General features: G+C 60.1%; 19 protein-coding genes and 2 rRNA genes. 12 read left to right on the plus strand and 9 right to left on the minus strand.

Going from position 1 to position 26,233, the window contains the following annotated elements; translation table 11 throughout:
- From ACSEXW_RS12000 to ACSEXW_RS12025, 6 genes are all read left to right on the plus strand, one after another.
- Positions 1-212, plus strand: a 23S ribosomal RNA gene (locus ACSEXW_RS12000); the annotation flags it as partial.
- 116 nt (positions 213-328) lie between these two features.
- Positions 329-445, plus strand: a 5S ribosomal RNA gene (gene rrf, locus ACSEXW_RS12005).
- A gap of 575 nt (positions 446-1,020) precedes the next feature.
- On the plus strand, positions 1,021-3,015 hold the full coding sequence (locus ACSEXW_RS12010; protein WP_438446393.1) for a carbohydrate-binding domain-containing protein: 1,995 nt from the start codon (positions 1,021-1,023) through the stop codon (positions 3,013-3,015).
- A gap of 151 nt (positions 3,016-3,166) precedes the next feature.
- The gene (locus ACSEXW_RS12015; RefSeq protein WP_438446394.1) at positions 3,167-3,964 is read left to right on the plus strand and encodes an alpha/beta hydrolase; all 798 of its coding nucleotides are present in this window, start codon (positions 3,167-3,169) and stop codon (positions 3,962-3,964) included.
- Positions 3,955-4,755 carry an alpha/beta hydrolase gene (locus ACSEXW_RS12020; RefSeq protein WP_438446395.1) on the plus strand — a complete coding sequence of 267 codons (801 nt, stop codon included), beginning with the start codon at positions 3,955-3,957 and terminating at the stop codon, positions 4,753-4,755. Before ACSEXW_RS12015 ends, ACSEXW_RS12020 begins: the two co-directional genes overlap by 10 nt.
- 120 nt (positions 4,756-4,875) lie before the next feature.
- Positions 4,876-7,995, plus strand: a complete 3,120-nt coding sequence (locus ACSEXW_RS12025; RefSeq protein ID WP_438446396.1) for a PAS domain S-box protein — start codon at positions 4,876-4,878, stop codon at positions 7,993-7,995.
- Positions 7,996-8,088: 93 nt separating this feature from the next.
- Here ACSEXW_RS12025 and ACSEXW_RS12030 read toward each other — a convergent pair whose 3' ends face one another.
- Positions 8,089-11,652, minus strand: a complete 3,564-nt coding sequence (locus ACSEXW_RS12030) for a glycoside hydrolase family 44 protein (RefSeq protein WP_438446397.1) — start codon at positions 11,650-11,652, stop codon at positions 8,089-8,091.
- Positions 11,653-12,083: 431 nt separating this feature from the next.
- Here ACSEXW_RS12030 and ACSEXW_RS12035 point away from each other — a divergent pair, with 431 nt between their 5' ends.
- A complete protein-coding gene (locus tag ACSEXW_RS12035; protein ID WP_438446398.1) occupies positions 12,084-12,239 on the plus strand; it encodes a hypothetical protein in 156 nt (51 codons plus the stop codon).
- Positions 12,236-12,919 carry a rhamnogalacturonan acetylesterase gene (locus tag ACSEXW_RS12040; protein WP_438446399.1) on the plus strand — a complete coding sequence of 228 codons (684 nt, stop codon included), beginning with the start codon at positions 12,236-12,238 and terminating at the stop codon, positions 12,917-12,919. Before ACSEXW_RS12035 ends, ACSEXW_RS12040 begins: the two co-directional genes overlap by 4 nt.
- Before the next feature lie 45 nt (positions 12,920-12,964).
- On the opposite strand, the gene ACSEXW_RS12045 is transcribed toward ACSEXW_RS12040, so the two are convergent.
- From ACSEXW_RS12045 to ACSEXW_RS12060, 4 genes are all read right to left on the minus strand, one after another.
- Entirely contained in the window at positions 12,965-13,309 is a 345-nt protein-coding gene (locus tag ACSEXW_RS12045; protein WP_438446400.1) for an ArsR/SmtB family transcription factor, read from the minus strand.
- Between the two features lie 6 nt (positions 13,310-13,315).
- A complete protein-coding gene (locus ACSEXW_RS12050) occupies positions 13,316-13,738 on the minus strand; it encodes an SRPBCC family protein (protein ID WP_438446401.1) in 423 nt (140 codons plus the stop codon).
- Positions 13,739-13,783: 45 nt separating this feature from the next.
- Entirely contained in the window at positions 13,784-14,167 is a 384-nt protein-coding gene (locus ACSEXW_RS12055; protein WP_438446402.1) for a hypothetical protein, read from the minus strand.
- Positions 14,168-14,343: 176 nt separating this feature from the next.
- A complete protein-coding gene (locus ACSEXW_RS12060) occupies positions 14,344-18,237 on the minus strand; it encodes a LamG-like jellyroll fold domain-containing protein (RefSeq protein WP_438446403.1) in 3,894 nt (1,297 codons plus the stop codon).
- Between the two features lie 204 nt (positions 18,238-18,441).
- On the opposite strand from ACSEXW_RS12060, the gene yunB reads away from it, so the two are divergent.
- The gene (gene yunB, locus ACSEXW_RS12065; RefSeq protein ID WP_438446404.1) at positions 18,442-19,221 is read left to right on the plus strand and encodes a sporulation protein YunB; all 780 of its coding nucleotides are present in this window, start codon (positions 18,442-18,444) and stop codon (positions 19,219-19,221) included.
- 46 nt (positions 19,222-19,267) lie between these two features.
- Here the strand turns inward: yunB and ACSEXW_RS12070 are convergent, their stop codons facing one another.
- Positions 19,268-20,323: a M23 family metallopeptidase gene (locus tag ACSEXW_RS12070; protein ID WP_438446405.1), complete on the minus strand. Its 1,056-nt coding sequence runs from the start codon at positions 20,321-20,323 to the stop codon at positions 19,268-19,270.
- A 134-nt stretch (positions 20,324-20,457) separates the two neighbouring features.
- On the opposite strand from ACSEXW_RS12070, the gene larC2 reads away from it, so the two are divergent.
- On the plus strand, positions 20,458-20,928 hold the full coding sequence (larC2, locus tag ACSEXW_RS12075) for a nickel pincer cofactor biosynthesis protein LarC2 (RefSeq protein WP_438446406.1): 471 nt from the start codon (positions 20,458-20,460) through the stop codon (positions 20,926-20,928).
- 71 nt (positions 20,929-20,999) lie between these two features.
- On the opposite strand, the gene larC is transcribed toward larC2, so the two are convergent.
- From larC to larE, 3 genes are read right to left on the minus strand one after another with little or no spacing between them, the layout of a single operon-like run.
- Complete coding sequence (gene larC, locus ACSEXW_RS12080; protein ID WP_438446407.1) at positions 21,000-22,079, minus strand: nickel pincer cofactor biosynthesis protein LarC; 1,080 nt, start codon at positions 22,077-22,079, stop codon at positions 21,000-21,002.
- Positions 22,080-22,083: 4 nt separating this feature from the next.
- Entirely contained in the window at positions 22,084-22,869 is a 786-nt protein-coding gene (larB, locus tag ACSEXW_RS12085; RefSeq protein ID WP_438446408.1) for a nickel pincer cofactor biosynthesis protein LarB, read from the minus strand.
- On the minus strand, positions 22,866-23,714 hold the full coding sequence (larE, locus tag ACSEXW_RS12090) for an ATP-dependent sacrificial sulfur transferase LarE (protein ID WP_438446409.1): 849 nt from the start codon (positions 23,712-23,714) through the stop codon (positions 22,866-22,868). Before larE ends, larB begins: the two co-directional genes overlap by 4 nt.
- A gap of 205 nt (positions 23,715-23,919) precedes the next feature.
- On the opposite strand from larE, the gene lipA reads away from it, so the two are divergent.
- On the plus strand, positions 23,920-24,810 hold the full coding sequence (gene lipA / locus ACSEXW_RS12095; RefSeq protein WP_438446410.1) for a lipoyl synthase: 891 nt from the start codon (positions 23,920-23,922) through the stop codon (positions 24,808-24,810).
- 106 nt (positions 24,811-24,916) lie between these two features.
- Positions 24,917-25,963 carry a YutD family protein gene (locus tag ACSEXW_RS12100; RefSeq protein ID WP_438446411.1) on the plus strand — a complete coding sequence of 349 codons (1,047 nt, stop codon included), beginning with the start codon at positions 24,917-24,919 and terminating at the stop codon, positions 25,961-25,963.
- The last annotated feature ends 270 nt before the right edge of the window (positions 25,964-26,233 follow it).

The raw sequence follows: 26,233 nt of genomic DNA on the forward strand, positions 1-26,233 counted from the left end.
CCGCTGGTGTACCAGTTGTTCCGCCAGGAGCATAGCTGGGTAGCCAAGTACGGACGGGATAAGCGCTGAAAGCATCTAAGCGTGAAGCCCCCCTCAAGATGAGATTTCCCAGTATGTAAGACCCCTTGAAGACGACGAGGTTGATAGGCTGGGGGTGGAAGCGTGGCAACACGTGGAGCTGACCAGTACTAATCGGTCGAGGGCTTATCCTACTCCCACCAAAGTGAAGCATATGCTGACGAAGCGTATTCCGAGTACTTTGGCGGGGACCCAAAAGATTGTTTTCGGAAAATTTCGCATCCGGTTTTCAAGGTGCAAACCTTGACTGTTTGGTGATAATGGCGGAGGGGAACCACGCGTTCCCATCTCGAACACGACCGTTAAGCCCTCCAGCGCCGATGGTACTTGGACCGCAGGGTCCTGGGAGAGTAGGACGTCGCCAAGCACAAACGAACCCTTTGGTCTTTTGACCATAGGGCTTTTTTGTTTTGTGCGCGAGGTCCTACGCTGTAGAGTGTCCGAACCTTCTAATCGTGGCAGCTCGAAGCCCGGCAAGTACCGCCATTCGGCGGCCGTGGAGGTGCGGAATGGACGTCGCCAAGCACAAACGAGCCCTTTTGGTCTTTTGACCAGTGGGCTTCTTTGTTGTGCCGCAAAATAAGGCGGTCTGAAGCCGTAAAGTGGAAGAGTGAGCTGACTTGGTGGAGTTAAGGCGGCCCACCGCCTTAACGAATCGGGAAATGTCCGGCCACGCAGCGACGTCACAAAATAAGGTGATATGAAGCCTTAAATTGGGCGAATGCAGCGGTTTCGTGAAATGAAGGCGAATAGCCGCCTTAAAAGACATCGTATCACACGGGCAAGTGCTAGGCGGATCACTTGCATGCCTCGCGAGCTTTCAGTCAGCATTCAGGCAGGGTTCAGGCGTGGTTCAAGTTGGGCGGTTATGATGGTTCCATAAGGTTCAGGTTACCCATCCATCCCTAACACGCACATTTCCCAAAGGAGAGATCATCCCCCATGAAAAACTACAAATACATGAGTATGCAAATTGTAACGCTGGTTGCCAGTGCGGCCCTTCTGGCGGCTTGCCAGAGCAACGCGGCTCCCAACACCGCTATCGTATCCTCCCAAGCTCCGGCAGCAGCAACTGCCGCGGCAGCGTCCACCGCAGCCAACAAGACCGTGTCGGCAACAGCCGCAGGGACCAGCGCGAACGTGACCGTTACTTACGACAAGGAGGATGCCTATACCGACTGGAAGGACAGCAACCCGAACTATATCGAGCTGAAGGATACGACCGCCGCGCTGAAGGGCACCGGCGCTACGGTGGATAAGAACAAGGTGACTATCATGCTCCCGGGGACGTATGTATTAAGCGGCAAGCTTACGGACGGCCAGATCGTTGTGGATCTGCAAGACAAAGGCACCGTACGGCTTGTGCTGAACGGAGCCGAGCTGGCCAGCAGCACCGGTTCCCCTCTCGTGATCACGAAGGCGTCCAAAGCGGTCATCAGTCTGCCGGAGGGAACGAAGAATACACTGACGGACGCCAAGACCTACTCCAGCACCGGAGAGGATGCGCCGACAGCGGCTCTGTACAGCAAAGCGGACCTGACCATAAACGGGACAGGATCGCTGACCGTAAACGGCAACTACAAGGACGGCGTCGTCAGCAAGGATGACCTGAAGATTACAGGCGGTAGCATCACCGTTAAAGCTGCTGACGACGGGTTGATCGGCCGCGACCTCCTGGCGGTTCAGAACGGCACGCTGACCATAGCGGCTAGTGGCGACGGCATGAAATCGACCAACGACCAGGAGGCGGGCAAAGGCGTTATCGCCTTGCAGAACGGCACCTTCGACATCCAAGCCGGGAATGACGGCATTCAAGCCCAAACTGCTCTCTTGGTGTCCGATGGCCGGTATACGCTGGTAACGGGCGGCGGTAGCGCCAAGGCAGCGCAGAAGGTCAACGACAATATGCAGCCGGGGCGGAACGCTCCGCAGGCGAAAACCGCCACGACCGCTACGGAAACGGAAAGCGCCAAAGGCATCAAAGGCGATGATCTGACCATCGCCGGAGGCACCTTCAAGATTGACTCCGCCGACGATGCGGTGCACGGCGTCAATGTGAAGGTGTCCGGTGGGGATCTCTCCATCGCTGCCGGGGACGACGGCCTGCATGGAGACAGCTCGATAACGGTGCAGGCCGGCAAGGTCAACATCACGAAGAGCTATGAAGGCATCGAAAGTGCGGTCATCACCTTCGAGGGCGGTGAGACCCGTCTGGTAACGAGCGATGACGGGATCAACGGCAGCACGGCTTCCTTGACCAGCGGCACGACCGCACAAGGCCAGGCATCGGGCGGAGCCAAGGTATTCATGAAAGGCGGATACCTGTACGTGAACTCCCTCGGGGATGGACTTGATTCCAACGGCTCTATGACCATGTCCGGCGGCACGGTTGTGGTCAGCGGACCAACCGAAAGCATGAACGGAGCCATTGATTATGACGGTGACTTCCAGATGACCGGAGGCTTCCTGGTTGCAGCCGGCAGCTCAGGGATGGCCCAAGCTCCTTCCACCTCCTCCACCCAATATTCGCTGGCGATGAGCTTCTCTCAAGTCCAGAAGGCGGGAACCCTCTTGACCGTGAAGGACAGCAAGGATCAAGTGGTGGCGGCGGTTGCCCCGGCCAAACCGTTCCAGACCGTGGTGATCACCTCGCCGAGCCTAGTAAAGGACGGTTCCTACACCCTGTATACAGGCGGAACCGCAACCGGCACCTTAACCGACGGGCTGTATCAGAATGCATCCGTTAAGGATGCCTCCAAAGTGGTCAGCTTCAAACTGGCCAGCTCGGTTACCTGGTTGAATGAATCCGGAGTGACGACGGCACCCAGCGGACATGGCGGCATGGGAGGCGGCAACCGGATGGGCGGCGGCATGAACGGCGGAAGAGGCCAGGCCCCTGGCGCCGGCGGTGCGGCTCCGCAAGGCAAAGGCATCTAAGCGGCAACAAGCCAGGTATAGCCGATACCGGCCTCGAGAGCATCCCTTCCATGAGGGATGCTCTTTGCTTTTTCCAATTCGTGCATGTTGTTCCGTGACGATTGGTGATACTCTAGGAGGGTGAAATGGAGATCGCAGGAGGGATGAAGATATGGCTTGGCTGCACGTTCACTACCACTCTGAAGCGCTGCGGATGCCGGTGCCGATGGAGGTGCTGGTACCCCAGCATGTCTCGGGGGGCTACCGTAAGCCCGCTGACCCCGGTCCCTACGCAACGCTGTACCTGCTGCACGGACGAAGCGATGATCATACCGCTTGGATGCGCCGGACGGCAGTGGAGCGTTATACCGAGGGGCTTCCCCTCGCCGTCGTGATGCCGGCAGGGCATCTGGGGTATTACACGGATATGGCCTATGGCCGGGATTACTTCCGCTTTATCAGCGAGGAGCTGCCGGCGGTATGCGAGAGAATGTTCCCGCTGTCCCCGGCCCGGGAGGACCGGTTCATCGCGGGCAACTCCATGGGAGGCTATGGGGCCATGAAGGCGGGACTTCGGGCGCCGGAGCGGTTCACAGGCGCATACAGTTTGTCCGGTGCCATGGATACGGAGGCCACCTATGACCGCCTGGCACCTAAGCTGGCCGCGGACATCTGGGGGGACCGCAGCGGAATAAGAGGCGGAGCCGACGATTTGTTCGCGGCGGCGGAGCGGCTTGCCGCCCGGCCCGAATCGAAGCCGGAGCTGTACATGTGGTGCGGGACCGAGGATTTCCTGTACGGGGAGAATCTCCGCTTTAAGGAGCATGCGGAGCGGCTGGGTCTGCCGCTCGTCTACGAGGAAGGTCCGGGTGACCACACCTGGACCCACTGGGACCGCCAACTGGAGCAGGTCATCCGGAGATTGCCCCTTCGCAAGGCAGAGGAAAGGAGCGGTGCGGCATGGCGCTGATCGAAACGCACATGTTCTCCGAGGCCCTCGGCATGGAGATGGAAGTGAACGTGCTCCTGCCTCAGGAGAAGCAGCCTTATACCGGGGACGGCAAGCTGAAGGTGCTGTGGCTCCTGCACGGAGGCTCCGGTGACGCCACCGCGTGGCTGCGGATGAGCAGCATCGAGCGGTACGCCCTCGAATACGGCATAGCGGTGGTGATCCCCGGCATGATGCAGTCCTGCTGCGTGGACATGGTGCACGGCGGGGCATTCTTCACGTATCTGGCCGATGAGCTGCCACAGGTTCTGCGCCATCTGTTCCCGCGCCTGTCCCCCGACAGAGCCGACAATTACATCGCCGGGTTCTCCAACGGCGGCTATGGCTGTCTGCGGACAGGGCTGGCGAGACCGGAGCGGTATGCGGCGATCGGCGCTTTTTCCGCGGGGGATAAGACGGATGTCCCGTTCCAGAACGACGGCTCGCCGAAGGCGAAGGAGCGGATCATGCTGTTCGGAGATGGCCCGATGCGGGGAACCGACCATGACCTGCAGCATCTGGGCCGGGAAGCTCTGAAGACAGGCGGGCCGGTGCCGGCGGTGTATCATGCCTGCGGCGGCGAGGACCCTTGGCTGGACCTGAACCATATCGTAAAGGGCTTCTTCGAAAGCCTGGAGGGCAACCCATACAGCTACTCGTATCACGAGCCGGAAGGCTACGGCCATACGTGGGCGTTCTGGGATATGGAAATCCAGAGATTCTTCGAGTATTTGAAGCTGGAACCCATGGCCGGCCGATATATAGGGATATAGAACTAGATTCATCAAGACATTCTGCCTTAATGCAGGGTGTCTTTTCCTATTATTGTGGAGGGAAATGTGGGTTTATGTAGAATTATGGTATACAGGATTCTTACATGGAGGGCACGCAGCTTGAACCACTTCATCATCACCCATAAGTCTCTGAAAAAGCAGCTGCTCCAGGCGCTCCTGATTCTCTTCGCCATCTTCGCCGCCGCGAATGTGGCCGCCGATCTCTGGATCATCCATTACGGCAGCAAATCACAGGCGCGCAAGACTCTGGAGGAGAATCTGGCGATCCACCGGAATACCTTCGAGGAGTGGCTCCGGGTGAATTCGGATTTCGTGCAGAGCCTGGCTTCGCTGCAAAGCTTCAAGAAACAGGATAACCCTGCGTCGATCCAGCAGAATCTGAATGCGGTGGGCAAGCTGAAGCCCTATTTCGCCAATCTCGTGTTCATCAACCGTTACGGAGCCGCTCAGGCGGTGACACAGGGGGAGCCGGGAAAAGATTACTCGCAGAGCCGTCTGTTTGCTGCGGCAAAGGAAGGGAAGGCGTTGGTCATTGGCTTCGAGGACGGCGCGGCCGGTATGGAGGGATCGATCGTCTTCCTTGCCCCTGTCCTGGAGGAGGAGCAGTTCAAGGGGATGGTGGCCGGCTTCGTCTCCCGGGAAACTGTCATGCAGACCTTGTCGTCCTTCCGGTTCGGCGCAACCGGCCGCATGTATCTGATGGACGGTCAAGGCAGGGTCCTTTCTGACGATCCGGCGGCGGCATCCGGCTTGGAGCAGTTGGAGCTGTTCCGGTTCGCACGGGCAGGGCTGCCGGTGAGCGATTTTTATAAGGACCGGTATGGGGAGGAAGCATGGGGCGAAGCCGTGTCCGTCGCAGAGGGAAAGTTCCAGCTGCTGGCGGAAATCAGCCGGGATGAAGTGATGAATCCCGTCTATAGGACCATGTTGTCCTTCGCCGGCATCCTGATGCTGATCTTCTTCCTCTGCATGGCCGCCCTGCTGTGGTACGCCAAGCGGATGGGAATTACCCTGCGGCTGCTGTCGGAAAGTGCGGTGGCCATCATGAATGGGGACTACCGTCATGTCATCCGGCTGCAGGACGGCATGTTCCGCTCCGCCGAAACGGACGAGATCCTGGCCGCATTCAACGAGATGACCGCGACGGTATCGCGGCAGATGGATGAGCTGCAGTACATGAACGGACAGTGGAAGGACAGCGAGGAGCGGTACCGGACGATGATCGAGTCCTCCCCGGATGGGATCCTGATCCAATCGGAAGGCGTCATCGTGCTGATCAATCCGGCCGGAGCCCGTCTGCTTGGCGCCTCATCCCCCGAGGAGCTCATCGGAAAACCCGTAATCTCCATCATCCATGAATCCAGCCTGGAGCTGGTGAAGGCTCGGTTACGGGAGCTGCAGCTTCACCGCAGCGCGATGGCGCCGGAGGCACGCCGGTATGTAAGGCTGGACGATCAGGTCATCCAAGTGGAAAGTACGGCTGCCTATATAAGCTTGAACGGCAGGGATGCCGTTATGGTGATTTTCCGGGATATATCGGATCGGCTGCATCTGGAGGCCACCGTTCAGCAGAGCGAGGAGCTGCACCGGTTCATTGCGGAGAATTCCACGGATATGATCGCTCGGGTGGATATGGACCTGACGTACCGGTATGTCAGCCAGGCCAGCCTGCATCTGCTGGGGTACCGGAACGACGAGATGACGGGCCGGCCGGTGCTGGACTTCGTCCATCCGGATTACCACAGCGACTTGCTGCGAATGACCCGGGAGGCGCTGGAATCCGCCCGCCGCGAAGAGAGCAGGTTCTATACGCTCCGCTATCAGTTCTACCGGAAGGATGCCTCACTCATCTGGCTGGAGACCACGGCCCGGATCGTCCGCGGTGAGAGGGGGCACCAGTACGAGGTGGTGGCCGTCTCCCGGGATATCACCGATCGGATGGCCATGGAGAGGGAGCTCATTGAAAGCAACACCCGTATTACCGATATACTCTCGAGCATTACCGACGCCTTCTTCGCTTTGGATAAGGATTGGAGGTTCACCTATGTGAACCAGATGGCCGAGCGGATTCTGGGGAAGTCCCAGGAGCGGCTGATCGGCCGGGTGATCTGGGAGGAGATGCCCCGGATCATCGGCACCCGCCTGCACGAGGAGTACCACCGTGCCGTGCAGAATCAGGTGTCGCTTGTGGTGGAGGAATTCTATCCCTTCCTGGATGGCTGGTACGAAACCCGTATCTTCCCTCGAAAAGAAGGCCTGTCCATCTATGTAAGGGACATTACCGCCCGTAAGAAGCTGGAGGAAGAGCTCCGGGTGAACCAGGAGCATCTGTCGCAGGTGCTGGAGACTACCCCTAGCGCCATCATGCTGATCAATACGGAGGGCCGGTTCACCTTCGCCAACCGCAAGGCGGAGGAAATGTACGGCGTGCCGCGGGAGGAGCTGACCCGGCGCTTCTACAATGATGCTGCGTGGAAAATCTATACGCTGGAGGGAAAGCCCTTCCCCAGCGAGGAGCTGCCCTTCGCCCGGGTCTCCCGGACGCTGCAGCCGGTCAATGGCGTGGAGGTGGTGTTCGAGGCAGAGGACGGGACCCGCTGGGTGCACTCCAACAATTCCACCCCAATGCTTGACGCCAAGGGCGAGCTGACCAGCGTGCTGGTCTCCACCACCGATATTACCCAGAGCAAGCGGCTGGAGCAGGAGCTGCACAAGCTGTCCACCATGGACGGGCTCACCGGTATCCCGAACCGGCGCCACTTCAACGAAGTGCTGGTCCGGGAATGGCACCGGGCCGCCCGGGGCTCCAAGCCGTTGTCCATGATTATGCTGGATGTGGATTTCTTCAAGAGCTACAATGACACCTACGGTCATCAGGCCGGAGACGAGTGTCTGAAGGTGACGGCTGCTCTGCTGAGCGACGAGGTGAAGCGGGCGGGCGACATGGTCTTCCGCTACGGAGGGGAGGAGTTTGCGGTGCTGCTTCCGGATACGGACGAAGCCGGTGCGGCCGTGGTGGCGGAGCAGATCCGAAGCGCGGTGGAGCGTCGGGAAATTCCCCACCGCAGCTCGCCCAATCAGGTGCTGACCGCCAGCCTGGGCATCGCCAGCGTCATTCCCACGCCCTTGTCCGGTCCGGAGGCGCTGGTCGCCAAAGCGGATATGGCCCTCTACCGGGCCAAGGAGCACGGGCGCAACCAAGTCCAAGCAGACCGGTAAGGCCGCTGCGCCGGGACAAAAAGAGCTTCAAGCCTACAGGAGGCTTGAAGCTCTTTTTGGTTAACCCGGCGGGAGGGCTCCCCGACCGAGGGGTTACTCGGACAAGACGATGTGGGCGGCGGTCAGCTTCGGCAGCTTGTAGGTGAAGGTGCCGTTCTCGATGCTGGCCACGCCTTGGCGCTCGGTGATGACCGGGCTGTTCTCGTCGAAGGCATAGACCTTGGCGGTCTTGTAGGTTTTGCCGCCGGCCAGCTTGAACGTGCCGTTTATCTCGAAGTCATTGTTCTTGTTCAGCACGATCAGATGCAGCTTGCCTTCGTTGTCCTGGAAGACGGAGCCATAGATGGAGCTGTTCTCGATGTCGGAGGTTTCGGCCTTCACCTTGATGTCGCCGAAGCCGGACTTGTGGCCGTCATAGTTGGTAAACAGATTAAAGGCAGCCGTAATATAGGTGGCGTCCTTCACGGTGTTGAACATCTTCCAGAAGGTGGCCAGATGGACGCCGAACTTACCGAAGATGCCCAGGACGTCTGCGTTGGCGATACCGCCGTAGACGTTGTTCTCGCCGCCGTAGTTATACTCGGTGAAGGCGATCTTGGTGTCCGGGTTGTAGGTGTCGATGGACTGCTGAAGCCGCGGAATGACCGGCAGATAGGAGCTGAACCAGGTGCCGATCCAGCTGTCCTCGGTGTAGCTCGGATCCCAGAGGGAGCGTGGAGCCTGCATGCGGGCTTTGTTCGCAGCGAGGGAGCTGTTGGACTGGCTGTCGGTGATGCGGTAGCCGCCGGCGGAGATCTCCGGATACCAATGGATGTCGAAAGCGTCCAGCAGACGCTTGCCGTTCTGCTCCGAGGCAACGCGGAACTTATCCAGGTAATAGTCCACGTACCACCCGTAGTTGCCCTTCACTTGCTCCCAGTCGTTGGCGGCGTGCATGTTGTACATCTCGTCGAAGCTGTAAGCAACCGGACCGTAGACCTCGGCGGTCGGGTCCACGCTCTTGATGGCTTTGGCGGCGTCGATGCCCTTGTTCAGCACCTCGGCGGCGCCGGTTTTTCCTGGATGCATCAGCGGATGCGTCGTGCTCCAGAGAGCCGGCTCATTGTCCAGGGCATAGCCCTTGACGCCAGTGGAGCCGGAGGCAGGACCGAAGCGGTGGACCATGTTGTTGACGAATTCGTCGATATAGACGGCATTGTCGTTCAGATCCGGAGTCAGGCTGAGCGGGCCGCCCTTGAAGGCCTTCACCGGCACCCAACGGTTGGAGGGCGCGGTTTCGGATTCGGTGACGGTTCCGTTCTTATCCTTGGCCACATAGCCGGCAATCGGAACGGTGGTCAGGGTGTAGGCGCCGTACTGCAGGGACTTCTGATGGAAGCCGGCTGCTCCGATGCCGGGCTCGTTCGTGGGGCCGCCCCAGGGGATGCCGCCGTAATACCGTGCGATATAGTCATCGCTCTGTTCAAAATAATCCTCGCCCGCATTGGACGCATTGTTCTCCCAGTTGTAGGTGGAAAGGCGGTTGCCGCCCATCCGGCGGGACTTCCAGTTCTCGGTGCCGGACAGATCGTCATTGGTACCGTAGATATAAGGGCTGATCGGCGCGCGTTCGGCCGAGGTATCGATGGTGAAGGTGACGTCGAAGGGACCGGTCGGAACCCGCGGAAGGTTCACCTTCACAGCGGAGCTCCAGGGGCCAAGTGTGGTGCCGTCCTTGGCGCGGACGCGGTACGTATGGTTGGAGCCGGCCTCCAGGCCGCTCTGGGTATAGCTGGTGCCGGTACCGGCCGCAATGACCGTGCCGTCGGCTTCCACGTCATAGCCGGTGATGGTCTCGGTCAACGCCTGCCAGGTCAGGGTCACGGTGCCGTCGGCCACCTTGGCTCTGACGTTGGAGGGAGCGGGAAGCTGCTGCTGGCCGGTGGTCTTCAGGGTGACCGGAGCGCTCCATACGCTGGCGGTACCGTTCTGGACGGACCGGATCTTGTAGGTGTGCAGCGTGCCGGGACGCAGATAGTTGACGGTATGCGAGGGTGTCTTCAGGCCGGTGATGATCTCTCCGTCGGCAGACAGCTCATAGCTGGTAACGCCGGGTACGGCATCCCAGGTCAGGGCCATGGAGGTGTCGGCGGGAACGGCGGTCAGATGGCCCGGGAACGGGGGCAGGTTCAGCAGCACGGGCTCCTTGCCCCAGGCCAGGCTGCCAGCGAGGTAGCCGGTGGCTTTTGGATTGTCGGCGGCGGAGCCGTTATTGACGAAGGAATAGTCTCCGGTCTGCTCGAAGGAGCTCCAATCGTTCTTGTTAATCCAGGTGTAGACGCCTACCTTGGAGCCGGGCTTCAGCTCAGCGGTGCTATTCGGGAAGCTGATCTCCAGGTAATAGTCGGCCAGGACGGAAGGGATCGGCATCTTGACGAACTCGGTCTTGACCGTTTCCTTGGCGGTGGTGGTCCAGAAGCCGATGGTGAACGGCTTCTCGCCGTCAATGGTGAAGTAATAGCGGGCCTTCAGGTCGGACAGCTTCACAGCGGAGGTGCCGGTATTGACGATCTCCAGCTCCGGCGTGATCATCTGGGTGCTGGCGGAGGTGCCGTTCTTCGTAATAACCTTGATGCCTGCCGCTGCCGGCTTCAGTGTCCTTACGGGAAGGGCAGTGCTCCAAGCGCTGGCCGTCAGGTCGTTCTTGGCGCGGACGCGGTACGTGTGGGCGGTGTCGGCAAGGAGACCGCTATGGGTGAAGGAGGCGGAGGTGACGTGCGTGACTGCACCGTCCGCTTCCACCTCATAGGCCGTGGCGCCGGATACCGGAGACCACTTCAAGGCGACGGAGGTTTCGCCGGGGACAGCCGTGATGCCTTCCGGAACGGGCAGCGGCGGTACGGTGTCGGAATACACCGTGAAGCTGGCAATGCCTTGCTTCGTGCCGAAGGTCTGGGAACGGTCCGGCTTATACGCAGCCAACTTCACTTGATACAGACCGAGCGGCGCTCCGGCAGGAGCCTTCCAATCGAAGGAGACGCTCTTCGCCTGTCCGGCGGGAAGGGAAGTGTTGAACGGGAAGACGGCGGCTTGGGTGCCGTCCGGACGGAGGACGGTGAGCTCCACCAAGGCGTCGGTGTAGACGCTGGAGGTGACCGAAGCCTCGACATGGATGGAGGAGCCGATTTTGATTTTATCCGGCGAAGTGGTGGCGACGGCCGTTACGGAAGGAGTGCCTTCGCCTTTCTTAACCGTGAAGGTGGCGGCGCCTGCATGCCATTTGTGCATGGTGCTCCAGCTTTCGCCGAAGACGCCCATGCTGATGATGTAGCTGCCCTCAGGCAGATCGGCGGGCGCATTCCAGACGAACGGTACGTTCTTCGGCGTACCGGCGGTCACCGGGATATGATCGGTGAAGGCTTGGTACACCTTCTTGTAGGCAGAGTCGAAAATCTCCATATCCACGAGAACCGTCGTGGATTCCGGGGCCTGCACGGTGGTGGTGATCGTGGTGGAGGAGCCAGGGGCTACAGTGGAGGGCGACGCTTGGGCGGAGGTGATGAAGTCGCCCGAGGCTGCCGTTGCGGCCGCTCCGGCCAGCAGGGTGTTGGCGATGAGCAGCCCTGCGGTGGCGAGAGCGATGGCCTTTCGGCTGGTATTCCTAAATAGCTGAAGCATGTGTACCGTTCACTCCTTTGGGATGATTCGCCGGCATTTACGTCCGGAATAAATACCGACAGTCGGTATCATAGCAAAGGAAAATCGGCCGGTATATAGGTTTGAACAAAGTGTGTCAAAGTACACATTCCCTTTGTTACCGGCATTACGCAGGGGGCTTCGGTACTCCTGAAGCCCGCTTGTAGTCCAATTATATCGACATGGTTTTCATTGGACACCTTGAACTCCGGCTGAGGAGAACCCATCGATCGTACGGTGCGAACAGAGCATCTTGCACCGGAATAGTCCAAATCGTACAAAAGAGTCCAATTCCCTCCAGCCCTCGGATCAAAAAATACGGATTGCCCGAAAGACCAGCCGGTGCTAAGCTGTGGAAGGAAAGCAGGCGGCAGGGACAGGCTGCATACTTTTGTATTCGGAGGGGATTTCGGATGAAAAGGGAAAGCAAGAACAGGCGAGTGGAGCCTATGAACGGCGGGAAGGCGGTTATTCCGACGGAACAAGGCCTTAATATCAGGTTGGGGCTGCCGTTAAGGGAGCCGGATGGCACGGTCTTCACGTCGAATGCCGTCGAGGTGCGCGTATGAATACGGTTACTCTATACCTGGCCAGCGATTCGACCTGTCAGAACTACGACGAGGCATCCGCTCCTCTGGCGGGGTGGGGCATGTTCCTGGGAGAGGACCTTCTCCCGTCCGTCCGAATCGTCAACCGGGCTATCGGGGGCAGGAGCAGCAAGTCCTTCATCGTCGAAGGGCGGCTGGAGGCGATCCGGGAGGAGATGGCGCCCGGGGATTGGCTCTTCATTCAGATGGGTCACAATGATTCCACCAAGGAGAAGCCGGAGCGGTATACCGAGCCGTTCGAGGAATATAAAGGGTATCTGAAGCAGTATATTCAGGCCGCGAGGGAACGAGGGGCCCATCCGCTCTTGATCACGCCTGTTGCCCGGCTTCATTGGGACGGGGGACAGTTCGTGAACGACTTCCCGGACTATTGCCGGACGATGAAGCAGCTGGCGGAGGAGGAACAGGTGCCGCTGGTCGACCTCATGGAGCGGAGTCTGGAGCATTGGACGGCCGTCGGGTTCGAGGAGGCCAGGACCTATTTCATGGTATCCGTGAACGGCACGGACCACACCCATTTTACGGAGCGGGGGGCGCGTGCAGTGGCGGCGCTATTGGCGCAGGAGATCCGGGAGCTTCGGATCGGCTTGTCGGCCTGCGTCCGCGAGCCGGCGGGCGTACAAGGGTCACAATCCCAATAAATCAACACAAGGAAGGAGCCCGTGTCTGCGGGCTCCTTCCTTGTGTTATTCCGGCGTGCTGCCGTCCGGGGAATCCTCCGATTCGACCAGATGACGCAGCATGGACAGCTTGTTCTCCCAGAAGCGTTCGAAGTAGGCGAGCCAATCGTTCAGCTCCCGGAGTGGCTCCGGCTCCAGCCGGAACCGGGTCTCGCGGCCCGCCTTGCGCTCCTTGACGAGTCCGGCTTCCGCCAGGATGCGCAGATGCTTGGACACGGCCGTGCGGCTCATCGGATACCGGCTGCTGATGGAGTTGACGGGCAGCTCCTCATGCTCGCCGAGCAGCTTCAGCATACTTCGCCGGGTGGGATCGGCGATGGCTTGGAAGACGTCGTGCTTCGGTTCGCCCATAGAGGGTCAGGCTCCGAGGTAGGTACCCAGCTTGGCGACGATACCGGTCCAGCCCGTCTCCATGTTGCCGCGCACCATCTTGTGAGGAGCGCCGAACTCGGTCACTTGATCCTCGTACCAGCCGGAGTGGATGAGGGTAAACTCCGTCTTGCCGCCAAGATCCTCCAGCTCAAAGGTCAAGGTCCAGTCCTTGCCCCACTTGAAGGACAGGCGGCGGGGAGGATTCACCTCCGTCACCTTGCAGGGGGACATGCCGAACTGTCCGGCATTCAGCTGGAATTCGTGCCCCTCCACCGGCTCCAGGTCGTTCGGCATAAACCAGGCGGAGAGCCCTTCGGAGGTGGAGACGGCTTTCCAGACCTTCTCAATCGGTGCGTTGAAAACCTGGGTTTGACGGATATCGGGCAGTTGGTTGGCGGTGTTGGCCATGGTGCATTCTCCTTTGTGATCCGTTCCGGCTTGAGCCGGTCACGGTTATTTGCTGCTCTTCACTTTGTCTTCGTGGCGGAATCGGAGAGCGGACCATGCTTCGTCCAGCGCCACATTGCTAACGGGCCGGTACGGACTCTGTCCGGCGACCAGCTCCCACATGACGTCGCGGTTCAGATCCGTCTCCACCTTCTTGGAGGTCTTCTTCGGGTAACAGATCCAGAAGACCGCATCATCCTCCAGGATGGGAAGGGTCTTCGGCAGCCACTCATTCAGCTCTCCGCTGTTGCGGACATACAGCAGGACGAAGCCATAGGCTCCCTCCGTTCCGGAGCCCAGCCCCAGCCCGTAGCCCTCCGGGGCGTTCAGGGCAGTGGCCCGTTCCGCTTTGCAGCGCAGCTTCTTCAGGATTTCTTGCTCGTCCATCATTCTCGGCCTGCCCTTCGATATGAATCCATTTGGTTTCCTATTAGCATTATAGGACACCATCTGGTTTCCTGTCAATCTTCAAAATAAGCCCTAAGGATTAGGGTTCCACTGGAAACCGCCGAACGATTCATAGCGGAATGAAAAAACACCCGGATCCCTTGATCCGGGTGTCAGCATTAATGGGGGCTCGGAAGCGTCCGGAACCGGGGAGCGATGCTGTTCAGCACTTCCCGGATGACGGCGGGAGGAACATTGGCCCAATTCACGGCGGGATCGGCCAGCTTGGCAATGTCCAGTTTCACTTCAGCGGTGCCTCCGGTGTACATGCTCAGGTTGATGGCTTGCCTGTCCGCCAGCGGATTCGCTTGCCCGTTAGAGGTTACCGTTCCCTGCTGGAGAAGCACCCGTAGACTCTGTCCGTAAGACAACGGTGCTTGGAGCACTACCTTCACCGTGCGGGGGTTCGAAGCGGCAATGCCGCTGGACTGGAAGAGAACCTGGTTCGTTCCGGAGGTTATCGTGAGCTTGGACGGATCCAAGCCAGTAATATCCCGGTCAAACCACAGCGTCAAGTCCATTCCGTTAGCCCCCAGGATGGCGGTGGTCAAGACGGGCTCCTGGGCCGGCGGGGTCGTCTGCGGAGTGACAGCGAGCTGATAGATACTCGCCGATCCGTGTACGGTGAAGGAAACCGACGTCTCGGCGTTATGGAAGGGCACGGTCAGTGTGTTGCCGCCGTACACCAGCTGGGTCACCGAATCCGTGCCGGTCCATGCGCCGGTTATGGTCAAGGGGCTGCCGGAGAAGGTGCCTTCAATGGTGAAGAGCGCAGGATAATCCCCGGCGGGCACCACAGCATGGATGCCAGAGCCGCTGATCGGGAAGGTGCTGCCGCCGTAAGAGGCTCCGGTCACCACCGGTGCGGTTCCGGGAGTTACGTGAGTGACTTCTACGAAATACACTTCGTACACGCTCGGATCAGCAGGGTGACTAAGTGTTATGGCGATGGTGTTCAATTGATCCGGAAGGAGCGCCACTTCAACCGGAGCGCCCGTGAAGCTCTGGCCTCCGACATAGATAATGGCGTCCGCGGCTGCCGGCGAGAGGTACACGTAGGTGCTGCCGGTTACCGTCATGGCGTAGCGATGGAGACCGGTTGCTGCCAATGCCGTAAGCGAATTCGCACTGGAGCCTGCGTAGAGAGCTTCCATGACCGGGGCGGTAACCACCGGAGCGTCCTGCTTCTTGATTGTGACATTGAAGGTCTTCGTCCGGTTCTCACCGCCCGCGGTCAAGGTGGCAGTCAGAATAAGGCTCACGTCCGACGCCGTGGCTGCCGGCCGGTTGACAATGCCGTAGGGGCTCAGATACCCGGGATTGGTGCTGGTCCAGGTCACAGAGGCGTTCGACCAAAAGCTGGGCAGACTCAAATTCCCGGTCACCTGGGACAATCCGGTGTTGGAGCCGAGAATGGCGCTCTCCGTCAGGGTGTTGAAGGCTTGCTCCATGATCTCGGCATAGCTTGCGATGTGAATGTTCAGGGTGTAATGCTTCTGAACGGTATGATCGTAAGAATCCACCGTGATCGGAACCGGATTGTCCGTTTCGGTCAGATCCCAGTCCTTGCCCGAATAGGGAGTAATGGTTTCCTGTCCGACGGTAACCTCCTGGTCGAAATTTCCGTAAGCCTGGATCAGCGCACGGAACGTTCCCGGAGGCACATTCCAGTTGAGCACGGTCTCTGCCGGGGAAAGCGGGAGGCTGTAGCCGTTCACGCTCAAGAAAGCCAGATCTGCGTTGGTGGAATCCGTGCCGTGCCGGTTCTCCTCCACCTTCAGGACGATCCTGCCTTCGGCGGCAGCCCCGTCTGCTCCGTTGACTTTGTACAGGAACGAGTCCGTTCCAGTATAATCCGCCGCGGGGGAATACAAGAAGGTGCCGGCTAGCACATCCGTGAGCTCAGCGGTGCCGTGTGATGGACTCGCCACAATCTCGTAGCCTGTAATTCCCGCGACATCCAGGGATGGCAGGATGGCGGAGCGGGGGATGTTCTTCACGACGTGATAGTCTGCGGTGGGATACGCGGCTCCGGTGACGTACACCGCATGCCGGGTTCCCGTGGAATCCGCGAGAACCCCGCCGCTCTGAGCGGTTTCGAACGTATATCTGGACGCGGGTGCACTATAACCCATATCTCCGCTATACATATAGCCCTTCCACCACTCGCTGTAGAATGAATCATGGAAGATCTGCAGGTCATCAATCCGGCCGGTGAACGGAGTCAGGCCCTCCGCATCGTTGCCGATGTAAACCGGCTGTTCGGAAGTATAGGAATACTGGAAGGGTGCTTCGATTTCATCGGTATGACCGGATTCAATGCCATTGATTGAGAGGGTAAAATTATGCCCGTTGTAGCTGAGAGCTACATGAGTCCATTCCCCTGGGACTACATCGGCCTCGGAAGTAACCGTGTTCCAATCGGCGTCGGCGGTAAAACTGCTGCGACCCAAACCCGCGACAATCTTCCCTTCGTTCAGGGTGATCTGCGTCACCAGCTGATCTACTCCGCCGGAGCCCTTGTAGTAGAGGGTCTGGGTCCCGCCGGTGCTGGCAGGCTTGATCCACAGCCCAATGGAGAAATGGGAATCACCGGAGAAATTGTTCTCGGTGCCCGAGGGGAGCTTCACATAGCTAGTGGGACTTACCGCCAAGGATTCGCCGAATAGAGCCGGGTTATAGGACGGGGAAGATTCCACCAGGGCCACCTTGGCCAGATCCGCAATAGGCTGTCCGTCCGAATGGGCGCGGAATTCCACAAACTCCTCATCCGGCGGGTTCTGCATGCCGTGAAGCACGATGAGCATAGGGAGCGCATCGTCAGGAGTGAAGAGGGAGCCTGGAGCGGGATTGATGTAGTAGGTTCCGCCTCCATCCTCGCCTACGGCTTGGGGATGTGCGCCATTGATCGTCACGTTGTCCGTATTGAGCATCATGTGCTCCGGCACTTGGAGGACCAGCCTCTTGGAGCCGGAGTCGTCGATTACCGAGCGCGGACGGTAGGTCAGTGTGTAAGTCACGTTAGACGCGTATTGCTTCGGGTTGTCGGCTGCCGCCATAAGCCGGCTGGGCACTACGGTATAGCTGAGCCCGATCGGCCCGTTGTTCGGGGTTACCGACAGAAGCGCTTGATAGGACCCGGCCTCCGGGTTGTACAGCGCTTCCTCCGAGATGACCAAGGTATTGGCCGTGCCGCTTTGGGTGGATTCCACGGGAAGGAGGATGTCATTCCCTGAATGTTTGACGTATGTAGGAGCTGTACCGTTCAGCCGGAAAGCGGGCGTTTCCCCCCAATCGTCATAGACCAGGTTGTCGTAATCGAAGTTGTAGAACGTTCCCGCCGGGAAGGTCAGGTGAATGACATCTCCGGTCTCGAGAGCACGGGAGGTTCCAAAATCGATGCGCCACTCGTTCGTATTGCCTGCGGACAGCTCGGCTGGCGTAACCGTCAGCACCGGATTGTCCACGGGACTTCCGTAGGCCAGGTGAAGGGTCGCTTCCAGCGGAGGGTCTTCATTGGCCCGCACCTGGACGGGGTACGATCCCGTATCGTTGAGCCTGCCGGGGTTACGGATCTGAATGGCGTTGGCGGAGTTCAGCTCCAGGGTGACCGTATCCCCCGGATATACCGTGGTCGGCATGGAGATCTGGTACTCCTGCCCGTTGTAGGTCGGGAGGAAGGAAGCTCCGCCGTGATTGCCCCCATTGATCTTCATCATCATGATGCTTGAAGCAGAATGCACCTCGAAGTCATCGGGGAATACGACATAGAAGTAATCGGAGCCCGGATGGAGCTCCTGCAATACCTGGAAGGTGAATTGATAGCCCGAGGCTTGCAGCGCTTGAGAGCTGGATGGAGTGACGCTCAGATTGGAAATGGTTTGAACCGCCGGTTCCTCGGCATAGGCGGGAGGAGGCGGCAGCGCCGGCACGAGCAGGGACAAGAGAAGAACGAGCGTGAGCCACACCCTTCCCCGCTTCCTGCGGTGTCCGGCAGAATGGTAAGGAAGCATCAATAATCACCTTCTTCATCGACATAATATATGGTTATTCTCCCATTATAGTAGAAATCAATCTAAAAGTAGAGTCATTTTTGATAGAGATTCACTACAACTTAAGTCCCGGATCGGTGTCGAAAGCTGAGCCGCTTCTTTTTTGCCAAGCCCGGGCATAGGCTCTATACAGGGACAAATCCAAGAGCCGAGGGGGGAAACCGGATGTCGGGCCGCCGCTTTCAGAGCCGTCCGCCCCGCAGGAGCCGGAGGAAGCGGATCTTCTTCCTGCTGCTCTTCGTGACCATGCTGTTTGCGCTGCAGTCCTTCATCTTCGTGGAGAAGAACGTGAAGCCGCCTCTTATGAAGCTGGCCAAGGTCCGGGTGAAGCAGATCGCCACGCAATCCATCAACAGCGCCATTACGGACCATCTGGCCCGGGGCACCAATTACGATAAGCTGATCGAGTGGCAGCGGGACTCCAACGGGAACGTCTCCAGCTTCGTGCTGAATTACGCCGAGCATATGCGCATCACCTCCGACACCGTGAAGACGGTCCAGGATCAGCTGCTGCAGCTGCGGACCCTGCCGGAGCGGATTCCGCTGGGGCAAGCCATGGGCAGCGCCATACTCGCTTCCTTCGGTCCGGATATTCCGGTACGGCTGACGCCGGTGGGCAACGCCCAAGTGACGCTCAATACCCGCGTGCAAAATGCCGGCATCAACATGATTCTGGTCGAGGTCTATATCAAGGTGCTGGCGGAGGTGTCGGTCATCATCCCCATAGATACGGATCCGGAGGTCGTGGAGACCGAGATTCCGGTGACCTATGTTCTCGTAGTGGGAGGGACGCCGATGTATTACATGGACAACAGCGGCAAGCCCGTCGGAGGCTCCGAGCCGCTGCCGCCTTCCGTGTCCCTGCCCCAGCTGAAGATGTCGCAGAACGGCGCCACGATCAAGGGCAGCTCAGCGGAAGCGCCGGCTCCGGCAGAGGCCAAATAAAAAACGGTTGGCACCCAGGCCCCTCTAGGGCCGGAATGCCAACCGTTTATTTCTTCTTGCGGCTGAGCCGCTCTTCCTGCTCCCAACGGCGCAGCTGGGGATACGGGTCGAAGGACCATTCCGCCGTTCCGTTATCCCGGTACATGCCGTAATGCAGGTGGGGAGGGAACTTGCCCGAGGTGCCCGGTTTGCCATAGCCGGAGCTTCCCACCCAGCCGACCACCTGGCCGGGCTTCACCAGGTCGCCGGCCCTCACCTGCTTGTTGAAGCCGGAGAGGTGGGCGTAATAATGGTACACGTTGCCGATGTCCCGGATCCCGACTCTCCAGCCGCCGTAAGGATTCCAGCCCATGACCTCGATGATCCCGTAGCAGGTGCTGCGCACGGGGACGCCGTAATGGGCGAACAGGTCGGTGCCCTCGTGGATCCGGTGCCCTCCCCAGCCCCGGCTGGCGCCCCAGGTGCTGCGGTAGGAGTAATCCGAGCCGAGGGGCAGCGGGAAGGCATGATCATGCAGCTCCAGCGTCTGGAAAGAGGAATAGAGGCGGGAGAACTGCTGGATCCGCTCCACGGCCCGCGGATTCCGGTAATATTCCATCAGAGCGTGCTTGAACTGCTCGGGACCTACTCCATGCTTCAGCAGAAACCGGGTCATGGTATGGAGGAGGTCCATGTCATTATGGCGGTCCGCTTTGCCGTCTCCATCTCCGTCCATGCCCCTTCCGCCGAACAAGGCGACGGTTCGCGCATCCTGGTCTTCCGGATTCGGATTCGCAGGCCCCGCCCACTCGTATGGGGTAAAGAAGATCCCGATCAGGCCCGGGCCGGCGGGACGTTTTTTGGCGATATTCAGGGTTCGTTCATATTGGTCCACCGCCGCCAGGTCGTACCAGGGAATCCCGGTCATGGCGCTCATCTGGTCGAACAGCGCCTTTCGTTCGGCGTATACGGCCTTGGCTGGCTTCGCTGCAGCCGCCGGAGCGTCGGCGTCTGCTGGCGGACGTTGGACAGCAGGCTCCGCCGCCGCGGGCGCCGCGCCGAGCAGCATGCCGAGCGCAAGCACTCCCGCCGCCAGCCTTCGTTTGGGATGATACCGTCCCATCTCCTTTGTCCTCCTCATCTGGTTGGTGCGTGCGAAGAGCCTGTCGTTTCATCGGATTAAGGGGGGGATCTGTGCTATACTTAGCATGATTCAGGGTATGGCATTTTATCCGGGTAACGGGCGGAGGGAACAAAGTGGAGTTCTTGCACAAGGACGAGCATACGGACGAAGGGCTTATCATCATCCAGGCCAACCTGGACGACATGAACCCCGAATGGACTTCTTATATTACGGACCTGCTTCTGGCCGAGGGGGCCAACGATGTCTACTGGATTCCGATTATTATGAAAAAAGGGCGTCCCGGCGTGATGCTGAACGTCCTGACGGCCGAGGACCGGCTGCCGCGGATGGAGACGGTGATCTTCCGCGAAACGACGACGCTCGGCGTGCGGTATATCCGCACGGCATGCCACCGACTGGGACGCAGCTTCGAGAAGGTCGAGACCCGGTTCGGCGTGCTGTCCGTCAAGGTGGGGTATCATCAAGGCCAAGCGGTCCAATTTGCGCCCGAGTTCCGGGAGTGCGAGGAGGCTGCCAAGCGGTACGGCGTGCCGCTGAAGGACGTCTACGACGAGGTGCGCAGCCGCTATATGGGCAGGCCATAGCGAATGGAACATAATGAAGCCCTTCTTTGGCAGCTCGACGCTTCCAAAGAAGGGCTTCATTGTTGCGGCACTTAGTGCTTGTGCTGGTGGGTGCAGCCCTCCGCGTCCTTCTCCTCACAGAGATGAACCTCTTCCTCGGAGGGCGCCGGATGTCCGTGGGACAAGACCCGGAACCGACCGCTGCCCGGATGCTCGTGGGCATGATCGTTTCCGTGTTCGTGGCTGTGGTGATGATGGTGATCATGCCCGTGGCCATGTCCATGATCATGATCGTGGGCCGGCTCCTGCCCGGACCCGGCATGGGCCGGATCGTGGTGATGGTGTCCATGCCCGTCTCCGTGGTGATGATGGTGGTGGGCATGGTCATGGGTGTGCTCCAGCTTGTGGAGCTCATGGTGGGTGTGCCACTTCTCCAGATAGGCCTCGGTATGGCCGACCACGACCCTCAGCACGTTGGGCTGGTCCGGCAGATCCCGGGTGCCTGCTCCGTAGCCGATGCTGTCCACGATCATGGTCGGCAGGGAAGCCTTGAAGCCCGTGGCGGTGCCGGCCACGATGCCGGCACCCGTCGGTGTGGTCAGCTCCTTGCGGATGCGGCTCTCGGCGATGGGAATGCCCCGCATCATCTCCAGGGTGGCCGGTGCCGGCACGGGATAATGCCCGTGGTCGATATGGATGGTCCCGGAGCCCAGAGGCACCGGCGAGCAGATGATGGATTCCGCCTCCAGTGAATCGAGAGCCAGGGCTACTCCGACTACGTCGACGATGGAATCCATGGCGCCGACCTCGTGGAAGTGGACATGCTCCACGGGAACATCGTGTATCTTGGCCTCCGCGATGGCGATCTTCTCGAAGATGGCCAGGGCGAAGGAGGTGGCTCTCTCACTCAAGCCCGCCTTCAGGATCAGCTCCACGATCTCGCTGTGGTAACGGTGCTGCTTCGGCGGATGGGCATCGTCCAGGTGGACATCCATCTTAAGCGCCGAGATCCCCTTCTTGTTCACCCGGTTCCAGCTTAAGCGGAAGGGCTCCACTTGGATCTTGGCCAGCTCTTCCTCGATGTATTCCCGGTCCGCTCCGGCGTCCGCCAGGGCCGCCAGCGCCATGTCTCCCGAGATGCCGGAGAAGCAATCGAAATAGATGATTTTCATAGGGTCATTTCGCCTTCTTCTGCAGGTTTTGGTAGATGACGCCGGCGGAGTAGCCTGCTCCGAACCCGTTGTCGATGTTGACGACGGTGACGCCGGGCGCGCAGGAATTCAGCATGGCCAAAAGCGTGGTGATGCCGCCCAGGTTGGCGCCGTAGCCGATGCTGGTCGGCACGGCGATGACGGGCTTGGAGACGAGCCCGCCCAGGACGCTGGCCAGGGCGCCTTCCATGCCCGCGGCCACGACGATGACGTCGGCGCCGCGGATAAGCTCCAGGCGGCCGAACAGCCGGTGGATGCCGGCGACGCCGACGTCGGCGACCCGCTCCACGCGGCAGCCCATCATCTCCGCCGTCACGGCGGCCTCCTCGGCTACCGGCAGGTCCGAGGTGCCGGCGCAGACGACGGCGACGTACCCGCTGCCCGCGGGAGGCTGCGGGTTCTTCTGCCACGTCAGCGTACGCGCCGTGGCGTTGTACTTGGCGGAGGGCAGCTCGGCCAGGACGGCCTCCGCCTTCTCCGGCGTGATCCGGGTGGCCAGCACCCGGTCTGCGTGCTCCTTCAGCTTCAGGAAGATGGCCCGAAGCTGCTCTGCGGTCTTGCCTTCCCCGAAGACCACCTCGGGGAAGCCGATCCGGCGCTCCCGGTCCAGGTCCAGCTGGGCGAAGCCCATGTCCGCCACACCGCCGGGGGCTTCCTTGGCCTTCACCAGATCGGCCAAATGGCTTTTGGCTTCCTCGGGGTTCAGGTCCCCGGTATGGACGAGCTTCAACAATTTATCGAGATCCATCAAGGCGCAGCATCCTTTACTTTTTGTTTGACGGCGGCGGACAGCACCTCGTTCATGCTGCCGGTCCGGTAGCCGGCCAGATCCAGCGTGACGTATTGGAAGCCCAGCGATTTGAGCTTGTCGTGGATCTGATCCCGGTGCTCCAGCACCTTCACGATCTCCTCCGGCAGCACCTCGATCCGGGCGATCTTGTCATGATGGCGAACTCGCACCTGATAGAAGCCCAGCTTGGCAAAGTACGCCTCCGCTTCATCCAGCTGGTCGATCTTGTAGCGCTCGATCTTGGTCCCGTACGGAATCCGGGACGACAGGCAGGCGAACGACGGCTTGTTCCAGGTCGGCAGGCCCAGCTCCTTGGAGAGGGTACGGATCTCCTCCTTGGTCATGCCCGCTTCCTGCAGGGGACTGCGGACGCCCTGCTCCTTCTTGGCCTGGAGTCCGGGCCGGTAGTCGCCCAGGTCGTCCATGTTGGAGCCGTCGAGAATGTATGCGTAGCCCATTTCCTTGGCCAGCGTTTGAAGATGGGAATACAGGCCCGTCTTGCAGTGGTAGCAGCGGTCCGGGTTGTTGGCGACGAAGGATTCGTTCTCGAACTCCTTCACTTCCGTCTTATGCAGGCGGACTCCCATGTCCTCCGCCAGCTTCACGGCGGCGTCAAACTCCCGGCTCGGGAAGGTTTCGGACGCGGCGGTTACCGCCAGCACCTGATCCCCCAGCTCCTGCTGGGCTCTCTTCAGCACGAACGTGCTGTCGACTCCACCGGAAAAGGCGACCATGACCCGCCCCATTTCCCGAAGAACCTGACCCAGCTTCAGGTCCTTATCCTTTATGGTCAGAGTGGTTTCCAACGCGATTCCTCCTCCTTTTTCTCTCCCGTACAGTTTATCACACTTCCTCCAAGCGTGCCTAATGATGGGAGGGGTGGTTTTTCCCCCTTGACTGCCTATAGGGCTTGGATATAAGGCGGACAAGTCCCCCGTGCGGAATAGGTGAAAACGGCATTTTCATGCTATAATGGTAAAAATCCAGCTAAAAGGCAGGGATCCTTGGCATATGGCCACGAAATCGTACCTGCGCAAGCCGGAATGGCTGAAAATCAAGCTTTCCGCAGGTGAAGACTACACGGAACTGAAGCGGCTCATGAGAACCAAAACCTTGCATACCGTCTGTGAAGAAGCCCGTTGTCCGAATATTCACGAATGCTGGGCCAACCGGACGGCTACCTTTATGATATTGGGCAGCATCTGCACCCGGGCCTGCCGCTTCTGCGCCGTCCATACGGGCCTGCCCACGGAGCTGGATCTGCAGGAGCCGGAGCGCGTGGCGGAAGCCGCCGAGCAGATGGGCCTGCGTCATTGTGTCGTAACCTCCGTCGCCCGGGATGACCTGGCTGACGGTGGAGCCTCCATCTTTGCGGAGACCATCCGGTCTCTGCGGAAGCGTCTGCCTCTCTGCGGGGTGGAGGTGCTGATTCCCGATTTCCTGGGGAATGAAGACTCGCTCCAGACGGTATTGGAGGCGCGGCCGGATATTCTGAACCATAATGTGGAGACGGTGGAGCGGCTGTCGGACCGGGTGCGGTCCAAGGCCAAGTACCATCGTTCCCTGGAGCTTCTGGCCCGGTCGAAGGAGCTGGCGCCTGCCATCCCGACCAAGTCCAGCCTCATGGTGGGGGTAGGGGAGGAGACGGAGGAGCTTCTTCGCACCATGGACGATCTGCGGGAGCGGCAGGTGGATATTCTGACCATCGGGCAATACCTGCAGCCGACGAAGCAGCATTTGCCGGTGAGCCGGTACTATACGCCGGAGGAATTCGCAGAGCTGAAGCAGGCAGGCTTGGCCCGGGGCTTCAAGCACGTGGAGTCGGGCCCGCTGGTTCGCAGCAGCTACCACGCCCACGACCAGGCGGCATCCGCCTCCGCAGGCAAGCCGCTGCAGTCTTAGTAGAGCATGAGATGCACCCAAACTCGAACAGAGTTTTGAACATAGATGCGGTTAGAGATGAATCACAGGTCGATATGATTTTGGGCTACAGAAGGGAGCAGGTGTCTTGTATCACATCGGGGGCAATTCCTACCAACTGGTGAAGGACCATAAGAACGCGTGGAACTTCGAAGTGTTCCGCGAGCGGTACAGCGAGGTGCTGGACCGGTACGATTATATTGTCGGGGATTGGGGCTACAACCAGCTCCGGCTGAGAGGCTTCTTCAAGGAGGCCAATAACAAGGGCTCGAAGGATGCGTCCATCAGCCATCTGCACGACTACTTGAACGAGTATTGCAACTTCGGATGCGCGTACTTCATCGTCGAGAAGCAGCCGGCCAAAAAAGGCCAGCCGGTCCAGGGAGCCGACGGTGAGGAGCTGGAGGCGGAGCCCCAAGCGGATGAAGCTCCGCAGGAGGAGCCTGTGATCTCTGCGGTGGCGGAGCCGGCGGCCTCGTCGGATCTGAAGCCCCGCCAGCACTATCACCGGGCCGGTACGGAGAACCGCCACAAGGCCGCGCAGGAGCGTTGGGGCGACGGCCGCGGCATTCCCAGCGAATGGAAGGCCAAGGTCCAGGAGGCCAAAAAGGCCGAGGAAGGACGCGGCGGCGAGCAGCGTCCCCGGGCCCAGGACAGCCGGCCGCGGGGGGACGCAGACAGCCGTCCGAACCGGGGGCCGGAGGGCGGCGGAGGCCGGCCGCGCCACCAGGATTCGAGGCCCCGGGGACAGCAGCGGGACGGCGAAGGCCGGCCGCAGGAGCCGCGGCAGCGGGATCCGGGTGACCGGAGCCGGGGCGGCGACCAGCCGCATGGCCGCGACGGCGAGCGGCGCGGCGGAGGCGGCGGTGGCGGGCCTAACGGCGGCAACGGCCGGGAGCGGGACCGCAAGCCGCAGGTACAGACCCATGCGGCCGGTGGAGAGCACAAGGGCCGTGGCGGCGGAGGCGGCAGCGGAAATAGCGGTGGTCCGAGGGAGCAGCAGCAGGCCCAGCAAGGCGGGGGCCGGGGCAAGCCCCACGACCGCCCGCGCAACCGGGATCGGGACCGCGACCGGGACCGCAGCCGGGATCGCGATCGCGATGCCAACAAGGAAAAGGCCGAGCCGCTGGCCTAACGGATTGAACAACAAAAACCGGACTACCCGTAAAGGGAGTCCGGTTTTTGTTGTTCAAGAGAATCAATTGTGTGGGGGTTCGGGAGAGCTTACCGCAGCCAAAGGCACAATTGCCGTTGGTTTCCCGGAACACACACATTGTCCAAGAATCAAGGGCTAATCTGCCGCTTGTTAGCCCGGTTGAAGATGGAAAAAGGGGACTCACACCAATCAAAGGCATATATGCCTTTGATCGAGTCGGAAGAAGGGGAACAGGCTCGACGAAGGGCA

The sequence above is a fragment of the Oryzibacillus soli genome, from assembly GCF_051594765.1.
Classification (GTDB): Bacteria; Bacillota; Bacilli; order Paenibacillales; family NBRC-103111; genus Paenibacillus_AR.

Excerpts from the sequence above, each read along its gene's own strand:
- ACSEXW_RS12060 (WP_438446403.1), bottom strand. The coding sequence starts at position 18,237 with ATGCTTCCTTACCATTCTGCCGGACACCGCAGGAAGCGGGGAAGGGTG.
- ACSEXW_RS12020 (WP_438446395.1), top strand. The coding sequence starts at position 3,955 with ATGGCGCTGATCGAAACGCACATGTTCTCCGAGGCCCTCGGCATGGAG.
- ACSEXW_RS12010 (WP_438446393.1), top strand. The coding sequence starts at position 1,021 with ATGAAAAACTACAAATACATGAGTATGCAAATTGTAACGCTGGTTGCC.
- ACSEXW_RS12030 (WP_438446397.1), bottom strand. The coding sequence starts at position 11,652 with ATGCTTCAGCTATTTAGGAATACCAGCCGAAAGGCCATCGCTCTCGCC.
- lipA (WP_438446410.1), top strand. The coding sequence starts at position 23,920 with ATGGCCACGAAATCGTACCTGCGCAAGCCGGAATGGCTGAAAATCAAG.
- ACSEXW_RS12040 (WP_438446399.1), top strand. The coding sequence starts at position 12,236 with ATGAATACGGTTACTCTATACCTGGCCAGCGATTCGACCTGTCAGAAC.
- larC (WP_438446407.1), bottom strand. The coding sequence starts at position 22,079 with ATGAAAATCATCTATTTCGATTGCTTCTCCGGCATCTCGGGAGACATG.
- ACSEXW_RS12070 (WP_438446405.1), bottom strand. The coding sequence starts at position 20,323 with ATGGGACGGTATCATCCCAAACGAAGGCTGGCGGCGGGAGTGCTTGCG.
- ACSEXW_RS12035 (WP_438446398.1), top strand. The coding sequence starts at position 12,084 with ATGAAAAGGGAAAGCAAGAACAGGCGAGTGGAGCCTATGAACGGCGGG.
- ACSEXW_RS12050 (WP_438446401.1), bottom strand. The coding sequence starts at position 13,738 with ATGGCCAACACCGCCAACCAACTGCCCGATATCCGTCAAACCCAGGTT.
- yunB (WP_438446404.1), top strand. The coding sequence starts at position 18,442 with ATGTCGGGCCGCCGCTTTCAGAGCCGTCCGCCCCGCAGGAGCCGGAGG.
- ACSEXW_RS12055 (WP_438446402.1), bottom strand. The coding sequence starts at position 14,167 with ATGATGGACGAGCAAGAAATCCTGAAGAAGCTGCGCTGCAAAGCGGAA.
- ACSEXW_RS12015 (WP_438446394.1), top strand. The coding sequence starts at position 3,167 with ATGGCTTGGCTGCACGTTCACTACCACTCTGAAGCGCTGCGGATGCCG.
- ACSEXW_RS12045 (WP_438446400.1), bottom strand. The coding sequence starts at position 13,309 with ATGGGCGAACCGAAGCACGACGTCTTCCAAGCCATCGCCGATCCCACC.